Origin of the sequence: Pseudomonas sp. VE 267-6A, assembly GCF_024126555.1 — a bacterium.
Lineage (GTDB): Bacteria > Pseudomonadota > Gammaproteobacteria > Pseudomonadales > Pseudomonadaceae > Aquipseudomonas > Aquipseudomonas palmensis.
Genome location: NZ_JAMYBY010000009.1, coordinates 1 through 13,948 on the forward strand (window position 1 = coordinate 1; position 13,948 = coordinate 13,948).

A 13,948-nucleotide genomic window follows, 5' to 3' on the forward strand; every position below is an offset into this window, starting at 1 on the left:
TGAAGGCACCGGCGGTGATCAGGCCTTGTTTGGTGCCGGTGACGGACATGTAGGCAGGTGTTGCCATGGGGGTTTGCTCCTTGCAAAAAGTGAAGCCGGACAGGCGAAAAATGCCGTGCGGCTGCAAGGAGACAGTTCAAGACGCGTGCCAACTGAAATTTAGTTGTTGTTAATCAGTAGCTTGCGTTTTTGCTGTACGTTTTTTGAGCACTTTTACGCGAGAAAACCCGAAAAAGTGCGCAACTTCTTGCGCAGTACTGTGCAAGAAGTTGCGCAGTTGGCTGCAGGCCACGTTTATTATGACCTGCAGCAATGTATGCACAGGTTTATCCACATTTTGGTGCGCAAGAAGTTGCGCAGCTGGGTGAAAGCGACGAAAGGTGAAATCCCCCGAGAATAGCGCTCCTCGAGGGGATTCAACCGGTACAAAGCGGCCCTAGGCCGTGGCAGGCTCGAAGGCATTCGGCCGCATCGCCAACAGCACCAGCCCGAACGCGCCCGCCGCCATCAGCAGCGGCAACGCATGCCCGCTCACCCACTGGCTGCCGGCCCCTGCAGCCAATGGCCCGATCAGGCAGCCGATGCCCCACAGCTGCGCCACGTGGGCGTTGGCGCGCACCAGCGCATCATCGCGATAGCGTTCGCCGATCAGGATCAGCGACAGGGTGAACAGGCCACCGGCACTGGCGCCGAACAGCACCCACAATGGCCAGATCGCCGGCGTGTGCATCAGCACCGGAATGGCCAGGCTCGACACCAGCAGGGTCATGGCGCAGCCGGTGAACAGCGTGCGGCGCGACATGTAGTCGGCCAGCGCCCCAATCGGCAGTTGCAGTACCGCATCGCCCACCACCACGGTACTGACCATGAACAGCGCCAGCTCGGTGGTGAAGCCCTGCTGCAGGCAGTACACCGGCAACAGGGTGAGGATCATCGCCTCGAACGCGGCGAACAGCGCAATGGCCCAGGCGATTACCGGCAAGCGCCGGCAGAAGCCCACCAGGTCACGCAGGCCCACACCACAGGCTTCAGCGCTGGGCGCCCCGCTGCGGCCGATCAGCACCAGCGGTGCCACCACCAGCAACCCGGCCCCGATCCAGAAGCCCAGGTCATCCTCCGAACCCAGCACGCCCAGCAGCAGCGGCCCGGCCAGCTGGCTGAGGGCATAGCTGCTGCCATACAGCGCCACCAGGCGGCCACGCCATTGCTCGACCACCAGCTGGTTGATCCAGCTTTCACCAAGGATGAACACGATGGTCAGGATCACCCCGATCAGCAGGCGCAACGCCAGCCACACCGGATAGCTGGGCAGCAGCGCCAGCAGGCCGATGGACAACGCACCGGCCAGCAGGCACAGGCGCATCAGCGTGGCGGTGCCGAAATACGCCGCCAGGCGGCTGGACAGGCTGGCGCCAACCAGCACGCCAATTGCCGGCATCGCCGCCATCACACCAATGGCAAAGCTGCCATAGCCCCAGCTCTCCAGACGCAGCGATACCAACGGCATGCTCACGCCCAGGGCAAGGCCGACGCTCAGAACCGACGACAGCACGGCGAAGTAGGTAGCCCAACGCATGTGTACTTCCTCGCAGAATGATGGATCGCCACAAGCAACACAGCCGGGCCTGCGCTAACGCAGGGCCCGGCTGTGGCGCGGATCGCTCGGGGCGCGGCACCAGGCCGCACCCATGGCCTTACAGCTTGATCCAGGTGGCCTTGAGCTCGGTGTACTTGTCCAGTGCGTGCAGCGACTTGTCACGGCCGTTGCCCGACTGCTTGAAGCCACCGAACGGCGCAGTCATGTCGCCACCGTCGTACTGGTTGACCCACACGCTGCCGGCACGCAGGGCCTTGGCGGTCTTGTGCGCCTTGCTGATGTCGGCGGTCCATACACCTGCGGCCAGGCCGTAAGGGGTGTCGTTGGCGATCTGGATGGCTTCTTCGACGCTGTCGAAGGTGATCACCGACAGTACCGGGCCGAAGATCTCTTCCTTGGCGATGCGCATGGCGTTGCTCACGCCGTCGAAGATGGTCGGTTCGACATAGGTGCCGCCGGTTTCTTCGAGGATGCGCTTGCCGCCCACCAGCAGCTTGGCGCCATCGGTGTGACCAGCCTCGATGTAGGACAGCACGGTGTTCATCTGCTGGGTGTCGACCAGGGCACCAACGGTGGTGGCCGGGTCCAGCGGGTTGCCAGGCTTCCAGGCCTTGAGGGCCTCCAGTACCAGCGGCAGGAATTTGTCCTTGATCGAGCGCTCGACCAGCAGACGCGAACCTGCGGTGCACACTTCGCCCTGGTTGAAGGCGATGGCACTGGCCGCGGCGGCGGCAGCGGCGTTCAGGTCCGGGGCATCGGCGAACACGATGTTCGGGCTCTTGCCGCCGGCTTCCAGCCACACGCGTTTCATGTTCGATTCGCCGGCGTAGATCATCAGCTGCTTGGCGATCTTGGTCGAGCCGGTGAACACCAGGGTATCGACGTCCATGTGCAGGGCCAGAGCCTTGCCGACGGTATGGCCGTAGCCAGGCAGCACGTTCAGCACGCCGGCCGGGATACCGGCCTCGATGGCCAGCTGGGCGATGCGGATGGCGGTCAGCGGGGACTTCTCGGACGGCTTGAGCACCACCGAGTTACCGGTGGCCAGCGCCGGGCCGAGTTTCCAGCTGGCCATCAGCAGGGGGAAGTTCCACGGCACGATGGCCGCCACCACACCCACAGGCTCGCGGGTTACCAGGCCTAGCTGGTCGTGCGGGGTGGCCGCGACTTCGTCGTAGATCTTGTCGATGGCTTCGCCGTTCCAGCTCAGTGCCTGGGCAGCGCCCGGCACGTCGATGTTCAGCGAGTCGTTGATCGGCTTGCCCATGTCAAGGGTTTCGAGCAGGGCCAGCTCCTCGACGTTCTGCTTGAGCAGCGCGGCGAAACGGATCAGGGTAGCCTTGCGCTTGGCCGGGGCCAGGCGTGACCACACGCCGGACTCGAAGGTGGCGCGGGCGTTTTCCACGGCGCGCTGGGCGTCGGCCTCGTCGCAGCTGGCGACCTGCGCCAGAAGGCGTCCGTCAACCGGGCTCAGGCACTCGAACGTGGCGTTGGAAACGGCGGCGGTGTATTCACCATTGATGAAAGCACGGCCTTCGATCTTGAGTTGCTGGGCACGCTGTTCCCAGTCCGCACGAGTCAGGGTGGTCATACGAAACTCCTCCTGTTGTTGAAATGCAGCGCCGCACGAGGGGCCAGGGCGCTGTCAGAATACGGCCGGAGCGATTGTCGCTCTACGGCACTCGACACCCTAAACTCTGGCACCTGAATTATCAATATATTTGACAATACATGGCCAAATGCCTAGTGATGTGCACTTTATTTAACAATCAGGGGACCCAAACATGAATATCCAGCAGATTGTCGACTTCGCACAGGTACTGACCGAGGCCGAGCGCTACCGCCCGGCTGCCGAAAAAGTGCTCAAGGGCGACCCGGAGCAGGCGGTCTACAACCATTACGCCAGCCCTTGCGGGCAATTCGCCGCTGGTGTGTGGGAGGGAGCGCCCGGGCAATGGACCGTCAATTACACTGAACACGAGTACTGCGAGATCGTGCACGGCGTATCGGTGTTGCGCGACGAAGAAGGCAACGCCAAGACCCTGCGCACCGGTGACCGCTTCGTGATCCCGGCCGGCTTCAAGGGCACCTGGGAGGTGCTGGAGACCTGCCGCAAGATCTACGTGATGTTCGAGCCCAAGGCATAGGCCATAGATAGATACCGCCGCGCCAGCCCTCCCTGGCGCGAGCATGGCGAGGTCCTTATCCGGACCCACCTGAACTCAAGGAGCCTCACCATGCAAAAGGATCAACCGGTCGTCTGTCCCATCGAAGCGTTGCAACTGAGCAACGACGAAGTGCTCACCTGCATCGGCCGCCTGGTCGGCACCCGCTACGTGCCGACCGTGAAGGCCTACATCAGCGAACTGACCGGGCGCCAGCGCGTGGTCGGCATCGGCGAGATGTCGACCCGCGAAATGGACCCGCAACGCGTGAACATCAGCGGCAACGAGGCGGGCCTGATCAGCGGTTTCCATTTCGGCTGAACAGAAAATCGCCATAAAAAAAGGCCCGCATCGTGAGATGCGGGCCTTTTTTCGTAAGCCGGGATCAATTACTTGATCTTGGCTTCCTTGTAGATCACGTGCTTGCGAACAACCGGATCGAATTTTTTGATTTCGATTTTGTCCGGAGTGGTGCGCTTGTTCTTGTCGGTGGTGTAGAAGTGGCCGGTATTAGCGGTCGACACCAGACGGATCAATTCACGCATGATTTTCTCCCTTAGACCTTGGCGCCGTTACGGCGAATTTCGACCAGAACGGCATCGATGCCGCGCTTGTCGATGATACGCATGCCTTTGGCAGAAACGCGCAGACGCACGAAACGCTTCTCCGACTCGACCCAGAAGCGGTGATGCTGCAGGTTCGGCAGGAAACGACGACGGGTTTTGTTATTCGCGTGGGAAATGTTATTCCCGGTTACCGGACCCTTACCGGTAACTTGACAGACTCTCGACATGCCTCAGCCCTCTAAAACCACATGCCCAACCCGGCATGGGTTGGCCGCTTAATCTCTCAGTCTTTGGCGCCAGGCGCCGTGTTTCTTCAGGGTCTTATCGGCAAGATCTGCAGATGCGACAAACCGAGCCCCTAGAAAAGAGCGCTGCTTTATACCAGAAAGGCCGGGGTACAACAACATTTGATGTGATCGCACGATGCATGAATCAACCCAGGCCGCCCGGATGCAGGGCTTCCAGCGACAAAACCGCTCGTCGCAATATTCCTTGAAAAAGGAGTTGGCCATTTACGGCCTTGCGCACTAGGGTAGGAGTTTTCCAGACTGCACGGGCAGATGGGCCATTGATCAGCCAAGGAGTCACCATGCGTCGTGCCGCTTTACCCCTGTTGCTCGCAGCGCTGCTAAGCCCCGCACTGGCCCAGGCAGGCGCCTTGAGCGTATGTACCGAGGCCAGCCCCGAAGGCTTTGACGTGGTGCAGTATAACGCGCTGACCACCACCAATGCTTCTGCCGATGTGCTCATGAACCGGCTGGTGGAATTCGACGCCACCAGCGGCAAGGTGGTGCCGAGCCTGGCCGAAAGCTGGACGGTATCGGCCGACGGCCTGGTCTACGACTTCAAGCTGCGCCCGGGGGTAAAGTTTCACAGTACGCCGTACTTCAAGCCCAGCCGCGTGCTGAACGCCGACGACGTGCTGTTCAGCTTCCAGCGCATGCTCTACCCCGCCCACTCCTGGCACAAGATCACCCAGAGCGGCTACCCGCATGCCCAGTCGTTGCAGCTGCCCAGCCTGATCAAGCAGGTGGAGGCACCCGATCCGCTGAGCGTGCGCTTTACCCTCGACCATCCGGACGCGACCTTCCTCGCCACCCTGAGCATGGGCTTCGCCTCGATCTATTCGGCCGAATACGCCGACCAGTTGCTCAAGGCCGGCACCCCGGAGAAGCTCAACAGCCAGCCGATCGGCACCGGCCCGTTCGTGTTCCAGCGTTTCCAGAAGGACGCGGTGATCCGCTACCGCGCCAATGCCGACTATTTTGCCGGCAAGCCGAGCGTCGACCCGCTGATTTTCGCGATCACCCCCGACGCCAACGTGCGCCTGCAGAAACTGCGGCGCAACGAGTGCCAGATCGCCCTGTCGCCCAAGCCGCTGGACGTTGCGGCAGCCGCCGAAGACGCAAACCTGAAGGTCGAGAAGACCGAGGCGTTCATGACCGCGTTCGTCGCGATCAACAGCCAGCACCCGCCGCTGGACAAGGTCGAGGTACGGCAGGCGATCAACCTGGCGTTCGACAAGACCAGCTACCTCAAGGCCGTGTTCGAAGGCACCGCAGTCGCCGCTGAAGGCCCCCTGCCGCCCAACACCTGGAGCTACGCCAAGGACTTGCCGGGTTACCCGACCGACGCGACCAAAGCCAAGGCGCTGCTGGTCAAGGCCGGATTGCCGGACGGCTTCAGCACCACAATCTGGACGCGCCCTTCGGGAAGCCTGCTCAACCCCAACCCGAGCCTGGGGGCACAACTGCTGCAGGCAGACCTGGCGAAGGTCGGCATCAAGGCCGAGATTCGCGTGATCGAATGGGGCGAGCTGATCCGTCGCGCCAAGGCCGGTGAGCACGATTTGCTGTTCATGGGCTGGGCCGGCGACAACGGCGACCCCGACAACTTCCTCAGCCCGCAGTTTGCCTGCCCGGCAGTAGAGTCGGGGACCAACTTCGCACGGTACTGCGACAAGCGCCTGGACCAGTTGATCAGTGCCGGCAAGACCACCAACGACCAGAGCGTGCGCAGCCGCCTGTACCAGCAGGCCCAGGGGCTGATCCAGCAGCAGGCGCTGTGGCTGCCACTGGCGCACCCCACGGCAGCGGTGCTGATGCGCAAGGATGTGGAGGGCTACACGGTCAGCCCGTTCGGCCGGCAGGACTTTGCCACGGTGAAGACCGCACGCTGAACGACTCGCGCCTGCAGGCTCCTGACAGCGTCCTCTGGCAGCCCGAAGGACACTGCAGCAGCCTGCAGCGCGTGTTCAGGCCGCCAGGTGACTCTCGCCATCGACTTACGATGGTTGCCCAGCGAACCGCACCGTACGGATAGCCGCATTGGATATTGAATACTGGATCGAAGCGGCTATCGCCGGCCTCACCGTGGCACTGATACTCGGCCCGGTGGTCTTCGGCGCACTGCTTCTCTACATTGCCACCCAGCGATTGGCCGAAGCGCTCGAGCACCTTCACAACTCGCCGCTGGTTGACGCTCATCGGTACAGCCTCAACCTGGGCCTGCGCCAACGATTCAGGGCAGTGGGCGACATTGCCGGCCTGTTGGCCTACCCCGATTGCCCGGTCGAGTTCGGGGGCCTGAGCGCAGAGGACATCAAGCGCTTCCCCGGCAACCTCAGAACGCTGCTGGTTCTTAGCCACCACCTCAGGCTGGCAATGCTGGCTGTTCTGGTGCTGCTGGCCCTTGCCCTGCAGGTGCTCAAAGCCGTTCAGCACCAGGGCGAGCCGACGGAGTTCGGGCTCGGCGGGTACTCACCCTATTGGCTGCCCCTTGCACTGCAACTGCCTTGCATCGCCGGCCTGGGGTGGGTCGCCACCCAGTACGCACAGGCTGGCATGCGCTACATGACCAGTGCATCCCAGTACCTTGCCAACTGCAAGGCGGTGGTGAATCGACAGCGCCCGGTGATGTACAACACGGTGTTTGGCAGAATCGTGTTTACCGTATGCATCGCTGCGCTTCTGGCTCATGCGAAGCTCTTCATCAGAACAGGATCGCTGCAGGCCGCAGACGTGGAGTCCTTTCCAGCCACGATCAGAACCGAGCTTGTGGTGCGTCACTACCTGCTGCTGGCTTCGGTTGTCGGGCTGGCTGCGTCGTTTGTTGCAACAAAGCTGATCGACTAGTACCGCCCACGCACAGCAGCGTCAGGCAGCGAACAAGCCCCGCTCCACCATCGACAATGGCTCCCCATCGCCGATGATGATGTGATCCAGCACCCGCACCTCGATCAGGCCCAGGGCTTTCTGCAAGCGCAGGGTCAGATTGATATCTGCCTGGCTTGGCTCGGAAACACCTGACGGATGATTGTGGCAAAGGATCAATGCTGCGGCATTTCTGGCCAACGCCCGCTTGATGACTTCCCGAGGGTAGACGTTGGCACTGCTGATGGACCCGCGGAACAACGCCTCGAACCCTAGAGGACGGTGCTTGTTGTCCAGGTAAAGGCAGCCGAACACCTCGCTTTCTTCATGACGCAGCATCGATTTCAGGTAACGCCGGACCGCCCCCGGGCTCTGCAACGCCGGGTCGCGGATGATGGTTTCGGCCAAGTGCCGGCGCCCAATCTCCATCACCGCCTGCAGTTGCGCATACTTCGCCGGGCCCAGCCCCAGCTCGCGCTGAAACGTCGGCTGATCGGCCTCCAGCAGTTGCCGCAAGCCGCCAAACTGCTGCAACAGGTGGCGCGCCAGGTCCACCGCGCTCTTGCCTGCCACACCGGTGCGCAGGAACACCGCCAGCAACTCGGCGTCCGACAGGCTCCCGGCCCCTCGCTCCAGCAACTTCTCCCGCGGGCGTTCCGCCGACGGCCAATCCCTGATACCCATAGCTGTCCCTCTGTCTGTGTGTGGCTGCTCCCCATTTCAGCCCTGTGCTATCGTAGCCCCCTCTTTTTACGCGACGATTCGGCCTGGGGAGGCGTCGTCGCCGCGTGCAAACACTGATCAAAGAAAGGCAAGCCTATGCAGCGGCTGTATCGGAAACGCATCGTTCTTGGCGTCGGCGGCGGCATTGCTGCCTACAAGAGCGCCGAGCTGGTTCGCCGACTCCTGGAGCACGGCGCGCAAGTGCGCGTCGTCATGACCCACGGCGGGGCCGAATTCATCACCCCGCTGACCATGCAGGCCCTGTCCGGGCACCCCGTGCACATGGACCTGCTCGACCCTGCCGCCGAAGCGGCGATGGGCCATATCGAACTGGCCAAGTGGGCCGACCTGGTGCTGATCGCACCTGCCACCGCCGACCTGATCGCGCGCCTGGCGCAAGGCGTTGCCAACGATCTGCTGACCACCCTGGTACTGGCTACCGACGCCACCGTGGCGCTGGCACCGGCCATGAACCAGGCCATGTGGCGCGACCCGGCCACCCAGGCCAACCTGCAGCTGCTGCAAAGCCGCGATATCCAGGTGTTCGGCCCGGCCTCCGGCAGCCAGGCCTGTGGCGACGTGGGCCTTGGCCGCATGCTCGAAGCCACCGACCTGGCCTGGTGCGCCGCCGAAACCTTCAAGCGCCAGTCGCTGACCGGCAAGTACGTGCTGATTACCGCAGGCCCGACCCAGGAAAACATCGACCCGGTGCGCTACATCACCAATCATAGCTCGGGCAAGATGGGCTTTGCCCTGGCCGAAGCGGCGGTGGAAGCCGGTGCTCGGGTAACCCTGGTGACAGGGCCGGTGCACCTGCCCACACCCGACCGGGTGACCCGTATCGACGTGGTGAGCGCGCGGGACATGCTCGCCGCGTGCGAAGCGGCGATCCCGTGCGATGTGTTCATCGCATCGGCTGCGGTTGCGGACTACCGCCCCGAAGTCGTCGCCCCGCAAAAGCTCAAGAAAGACCCTACGACAGGTGACGGCCTGCTGCTGCAGATGGTGCGCAACCCGGACATTCTGGCCACCATCGCCACCCGCCCCGACCGCCCGTTCAGCGTCGGCTTTGCCGCCGAGACCGAACACCTGCTCGATTACGCCGCGCGCAAGCTCAAGGACAAGAACCTCGACCTGATCGTCGCCAATGACGTGGCCAACCCCAGCATCGGCTTCAACAGCGAGGAGAACGCCTGCAGCGTGATCGATCGCCAACTTCAAGCAACACTCTTTGCACAGACCAGCAAGGGCAAGATCGCCCGTCAGCTGGTAGCCTTCATCGCCGAACGTCTCAACCAGGTTTAACTCTGCATGCACGCCTTACAAGCCAAGATTCTCGATCCGCGCCTTGGCAGCGAATTCCCGCTGCCGCAATACGCCACCCCCGGTTCTGCCGGCCTCGACCTGCGCGCCATGCTCAAGGAAGAGACCGTCCTGGAGCCGGGCCAGACCATACTGATCCCTACCGGCCTGTCGATCTACGTCGGCGACCCGGGCCTGGCCGCGCTGATCCTTCCGCGCTCGGGCCTGGGCCACAAGCACGGCATCGTGCTGGGCAATCTGGTCGGCCTGATCGATTCGGACTACCAGGGCGAGCTGATGGTGTCGTGCTGGAACCGCGGCCAGACCCCTTTCACCATCGCCATCGGCGAGCGCATTGCGCAACTGGTGCTGGTACCGGTGGTACAGGCGCACTTCGACATCGTCGAAACCTTCGACGAAACCCAGCGTGGCGCTGGCGGCTTCGGCCATTCGGGCAGCCATTGAACAACGCGCGAGCCCTGCTGCCAGGCCTGTATTGGGGCCTGGCCGGCATGCTCGTCGCCGGGCTCGCGGTGTGGCTGACGCTGGTAATCCCTCTGCAACGCGAGCAACGTAACCTGCAGACGTATTTTCCGGCCTTCGGGCTGGTCATTGCGCTCGACCAGCAGATCGCCCGTCTGGTGTCCGAGGTCGACACCGTGGCCCGCCATCCGGCCCTGCTTGCCGCTGCCAAGGCGGCTGACGCCCGCCAGGCGCGCCAGGTGCTGGACGACTTCAGCTACCTCGAAGGGTTGGTCAGCAGTCGGTTGCTCACGCCCGGCCAGGCCAGGCGCGAGAGCCTCCACGACCGCTCACTCAGCCCGCCATTGCTGGACATGATCGGACGAGCCGAACGCGGGGTACCACCGAACCTGGAGGCCCACCCGACCAACGGGCAACTGCATATCCACAGTGTCACGCCCATTCGAGGCAGTGCGACAGGCCCGGTGCAGGCCGTGCTGCTCATGACTTTCGAGCTGCAACGTGTAAGTGCTGCTCTGAAAATAGACATGCCGGAAATCGGCAAGGCCAGCCTCGTGCAAGGCGTGTTCGACGACCCTCAGGCCGTACTGGCCAGCGCAGGCGAAAGTGATAGCCCGGCAATAACCCCGATAGGGACCTTCAACGATGCATGGAGCCTGCACTTTCAGCCCGGGGCGATCTTCCAGAGGTGATCGACGGATGAATCGCCCGGCTCAAGAACTCTATGTCGAAAATGCCGTCAAAGCCGGACATCTTTAGCCGCGCGGCGCGCCGGGTGCCTGCAGCGCATGCGACCGTCGACCCAACATAGCCCCTTCCAATTGGAGTTTCCCCAGGTGAGCAACATGGAACGCATGACCCCGAACCTCCCCGCCAGCATCTTCCGCGCCTACGATATCCGAGGTGTGGTCGGCGAAGGCCTCACCGCCGAAACCGCCTACTGGATCGGCCGCGCCATCGGTGCACAGAGCCTGGCCCAGGGCGAGCCGCATGTATCGGTTGGCCGCGACGGTCGCCTGTCCGGCCCGATGCTGGTCGAGCAACTGATCAAGGGCCTGGTCGAGGCCGGGTGCAAGGTCAGCGACGTCGGCCTGGTGCCCACGCCAGCCCTGTACTACGCCGCCAACGTGCTGGCCGGCAAGTCCGGGGTGATGCTCACCGGCAGCCACAACCCGCCGAACTACAACGGCTTCAAGATCGTCATCGCTGGCGACACCCTGGCCAATGAGCAGATCCAGGCCCTCCTGATTCGCCTGCAGACCAACGACCTCACCCGCGGCGAAGGCAGCGTCGAGAAGGTCGAGATCCTGGACCGCTACTTCACCCAGATCACCGGCGACATCAAGCTGGCGAAGAAGCTCAAGGTGGTGGTGGACTGCGGCAACGGCGCCGCCGGGGTGATCGCCCCGCAGCTGATCGAGGCGCTGGGCTGCGAGATGATCCCGCTGTTCTGCGAGGTCGACGGCAACTTCCCCAACCACCACCCCGACCCGGGCAAGCCGGAAAACCTGGTGGACCTGATCGCCAAGGTCAAGGAAAGCGGCGCCGACCTGGGCCTGGCCTTCGACGGTGACGGCGACCGTGTCGGCGTAGTGACCAACACCGGCAACATCGTCTACCCCGATCGCCTGCTGATGCTGTTCGCCCAGGACGTGCTGGCGCGCAACCCGGGCGCCGAGATCATCTTCGACGTCAAATGCACCCGCCGCCTGACCCCGCTGATCGAACAGTACGGCGGCCGCGCGCTGATGTGGAAGACAGGTCATTCGTTGATCAAGAAGAAGATGAAGCAGACTGGCGCCCTGCTGGCCGGCGAGATGAGCGGGCATATCTTCATCAAGGAGCGCTGGTACGGTTTCGACGACGGCATCTACAGCGCCGCGCGCCTGCTGGAGATCCTGAGCAAGGCCGATAGCGATGCCGAAACGCTGTTCGCGGCGTTCCCGAACGATATTTGTACCCCTGAAATCAACATTGATGTGACGGACGAGGGTAAATTCAGCATCATTGAGGCACTGCAACGCGACGCCGACTGGGGCCAAGACGCCAACCTGACCACCATCGATGGTGTACGGGTCGACTACCCCAACGGCTGGGGCCTGGTTCGCGCCTCCAACACCACGCCGGTGCTGGTACTGCGCTTCGAGGCCGACAGCGAAGCCGAGCTGCAGCGAATCAAGGACGTGTTCCTTGCCCAGCTCAAGCGCGCAGCCCCTGATCTGCAACCAACGTTCTGACCGACCCCTTGTTCCAACTGGAGCCCTGCATGACCCTTGATCGTGATGCCGCCACCCATGTCGCCCAGGTACTGTCCGAAGCGCTGCCCTACATCCGCCGCTTTGTCGGCAAGACGCTGGTGATCAAGTACGGCGGCAACGCGATGGAGAGCGAAGAGCTCAAGACCGGCTTCGCCCGCGACGTGGTGCTGATGAAGGCAGTCGGCATCAACCCGGTGGTGGTGCACGGCGGCGGCCCGCAGATCGGCGACCTGCTCAAGCGCCTGTCCATCGAAAGCCGGTTTGTCGATGGCATGCGCGTCACCGATGCGCAGACCATGGACGTGGTGGAGATGGTGCTCGGCGGCCAGGTGAACAAGGACATCGTCAACCTGATCAACCGTCATGGCGGCAGCGCCATCGGTCTGACCGGCAAGGACGCCGAGCTGATTCGCGCCAGGAAGCTCACCGTCACCCGCCAGACGCCAGAGATGACCAGCCCGGAAATCATCGACATCGGTCATGTGGGCGAAGTGGTCGGGGTGAACACCGACCTGCTGAACATGCTGGTCAAGGGCGACTTCATCCCGGTGATCGCGCCAATCGGCGTGGGCGCCAACGGCGAGTCGTACAACATCAACGCCGACCTGGTGGCAGGCAAGGTGGCCGAAGCGCTCAAGGCCGAGAAGCTGATGCTGCTGACCAACATCGCCGGCCTGATGGACAAGCAGGGCACCGTGCTCACCGGCCTGACCACCGAGCAGGTTGACGAACTGATCGCGGACGGCACCATCTACGGCGGCATGCTGCCCAAGATCCGTTGCGCACTGGAAGCAGTACAGGGCGGCGTGCACAGCTCGCACATCATCGACGGCCGCGTGCCGAATGCGGTGCTGCTGGAAATTTTCACCGACAGTGGCGTGGGTACCCTGATTACCAATCACGAACCGCGCTGAGGCATCCGCCGGCAAGGCCGGCTCCTACAGGAACGGGCCACCACAGGTACAAAAAAGGCGACCCGCGGGTCGCCTTTTTGTTTGCCTCAGATACCGTACTGGGCCCGGTAGGCCTCGACGGCCGGCAAGTGCTGCTTGAGCGCCGGGTCATCGGCGAGGAACTGCAGCACCTGGGTCAGCGATACGATGCTGACCACCGGAATGCCGAAGTCACGCTCCACTTCCTGGATCGCCGACAGGTCGCCGTTGCCACGCTCCTGGCGATTCATCGCGATCAGTACGCCCGCCGCCCTGGCCTGCTGGCCCTGGATGATCTGCATCACCTCGCGGATGGCCGTGCCGGCAGTGATCACGTCGTCGATGATCAGCACGTCGCCTTCCAGTGGCGAGCCCACCAGGCTGCCACCCTCGCCGTGCGCCTTGGCTTCCTTGCGGTTGAAGCACCACGGCACATCCAGCCCATGGTGCTCGGCCAGTTGCACCGCCGTCGCGGCAGCCAGGGGGATGCCCTTGTAGGCCGGGCCGAACAGCACGTCGAACGGGATCTTGCTGTCGACGATCGCCGCCGCATAGAACCGACCGAGCTGAGCCAGGGCAGCGCCACTGTTGAACAGGCCGGCGTTGAAGAAATACGGGCTGATGCGGCCCGACTTGAGGGTGAACTCACCGAAGCGCAGAACCCCACGATCGATGGCAAAACGAATGAATTCGCGCTGATACGGCTGCATGAAGAGTCCCGGCTACCACAGATTTAGCTAAATGAGTACAGCTCGGGTATCATACACGCA

Annotated in this window: 14 protein-coding genes and 2 pseudogenes; 9 read left to right on the top strand and 7 right to left on the bottom strand. The window is 63.0% G+C overall.

Features of this window, described 5'->3' with window-relative positions; all coding sequences use genetic code 11:
- The 3 genes and pseudogenes from NJH59_RS11935 to NJH59_RS11945 form a co-directional block, all read right to left on the bottom strand.
- Window positions 1–67 (bottom strand): annotated as a pseudogene (locus NJH59_RS11935) (type VI secretion system tube protein Hcp); the annotation flags it as partial.
- A gap of 369 nt (window positions 68–436) precedes the next feature.
- Entirely contained in the window at window positions 437–1,576 is a 1,140-nt protein-coding gene (locus tag NJH59_RS11940; RefSeq protein WP_043859849.1) for an MFS transporter, read from the bottom strand.
- Window positions 1,577–1,694: 118 nt separating this feature from the next.
- Window positions 1,695–3,188 (bottom strand): aldehyde dehydrogenase, encoded by a 1,494-nt coding sequence (locus NJH59_RS11945; RefSeq protein ID WP_043859850.1) that lies wholly within the window; start codon window positions 3,186–3,188, stop codon window positions 1,695–1,697.
- A 193-nt stretch (window positions 3,189–3,381) separates the two neighbouring features.
- Between NJH59_RS11945 and NJH59_RS11950 the strand changes: the two genes are divergently transcribed.
- Together NJH59_RS11950 and NJH59_RS11955 are read left to right on the top strand one after the other, a co-directional pair.
- Complete coding sequence (locus NJH59_RS11950; RefSeq protein WP_043859851.1) at window positions 3,382–3,744, top strand: cupin domain-containing protein; 363 nt, start codon at window positions 3,382–3,384, stop codon at window positions 3,742–3,744.
- Window positions 3,745–3,879: 135 nt separating this feature from the next.
- Window positions 3,880–4,083: a hypothetical protein gene (locus tag NJH59_RS11955; RefSeq protein ID WP_054916677.1), complete on the top strand. Its 204-nt coding sequence runs from the start codon at window positions 3,880–3,882 to the stop codon at window positions 4,081–4,083.
- Between the two features lie 68 nt (window positions 4,084–4,151).
- On the opposite strand, the gene rpmG is transcribed toward NJH59_RS11955, so the two are convergent.
- Entirely contained in the window at window positions 4,152–4,307 is a 156-nt protein-coding gene (rpmG, locus tag NJH59_RS11960) for a 50S ribosomal protein L33 (RefSeq protein ID WP_010225867.1), read from the bottom strand.
- An 11-nt stretch (window positions 4,308–4,318) separates the two neighbouring features.
- Complete coding sequence (gene rpmB / locus NJH59_RS11965) at window positions 4,319–4,555, bottom strand: 50S ribosomal protein L28 (protein WP_043859852.1); 237 nt, start codon at window positions 4,553–4,555, stop codon at window positions 4,319–4,321.
- Window positions 4,556–4,917: 362 nt separating this feature from the next.
- Here rpmB and NJH59_RS11970 point away from each other — a divergent pair, with 362 nt between their 5' ends.
- Window positions 4,918–6,507, top strand: a complete 1,590-nt coding sequence (locus NJH59_RS11970; RefSeq protein WP_054916672.1) for an ABC transporter substrate-binding protein — start codon at window positions 4,918–4,920, stop codon at window positions 6,505–6,507.
- 148 nt (window positions 6,508–6,655) lie between these two features.
- Window positions 6,656–7,462: a hypothetical protein gene (locus NJH59_RS11975; protein WP_253086829.1), complete on the top strand. Its 807-nt coding sequence runs from the start codon at window positions 6,656–6,658 to the stop codon at window positions 7,460–7,462.
- A gap of 21 nt (window positions 7,463–7,483) precedes the next feature.
- On the opposite strand, the gene radC is transcribed toward NJH59_RS11975, so the two are convergent.
- Window positions 7,484–8,164 (bottom strand): DNA repair protein RadC, encoded by a 681-nt coding sequence (gene radC, locus NJH59_RS11980; RefSeq protein ID WP_043859855.1) that lies wholly within the window; start codon window positions 8,162–8,164, stop codon window positions 7,484–7,486.
- Between the two features lie 135 nt (window positions 8,165–8,299).
- Here radC and coaBC point away from each other — a divergent pair, with 135 nt between their 5' ends.
- From coaBC to argB, 5 genes and pseudogenes are all read left to right on the top strand, one after another.
- The gene (gene coaBC / locus NJH59_RS11985; RefSeq protein WP_253086830.1) at window positions 8,300–9,508 is read left to right on the top strand and encodes a bifunctional phosphopantothenoylcysteine decarboxylase/phosphopantothenate--cysteine ligase CoaBC; all 1,209 of its coding nucleotides are present in this window, start codon (window positions 8,300–8,302) and stop codon (window positions 9,506–9,508) included.
- 6 nt (window positions 9,509–9,514) lie between these two features.
- Complete coding sequence (dut, locus tag NJH59_RS11990) at window positions 9,515–9,970, top strand: dUTP diphosphatase (protein ID WP_043859857.1); 456 nt, start codon at window positions 9,515–9,517, stop codon at window positions 9,968–9,970.
- Window positions 9,967–10,680, top strand: coding sequence for a hypothetical protein (locus NJH59_RS11995; RefSeq protein ID WP_043859858.1), 714 nt, complete (start codon window positions 9,967–9,969; stop codon window positions 10,678–10,680). The genes dut and NJH59_RS11995 overlap by 4 nt, the downstream gene beginning before the upstream one ends.
- Window positions 10,681–10,854: 174 nt before the next feature.
- Window positions 10,855–12,225, top strand: a pseudogene (locus NJH59_RS12000) (phosphomannomutase/phosphoglucomutase); the annotation flags it as partial.
- Between the two features lie 29 nt (window positions 12,226–12,254).
- Complete coding sequence (gene argB / locus NJH59_RS12005) at window positions 12,255–13,160, top strand: acetylglutamate kinase (protein ID WP_043859860.1); 906 nt, start codon at window positions 12,255–12,257, stop codon at window positions 13,158–13,160.
- A gap of 86 nt (window positions 13,161–13,246) precedes the next feature.
- On the opposite strand, the gene pyrE is transcribed toward argB, so the two are convergent.
- Window positions 13,247–13,888 carry an orotate phosphoribosyltransferase gene (gene pyrE, locus NJH59_RS12010; protein WP_253086831.1) on the bottom strand — a complete coding sequence of 214 codons (642 nt, stop codon included), beginning with the start codon at window positions 13,886–13,888 and terminating at the stop codon, window positions 13,247–13,249.
- Window positions 13,889–13,948 lie beyond the last annotated feature (60 nt).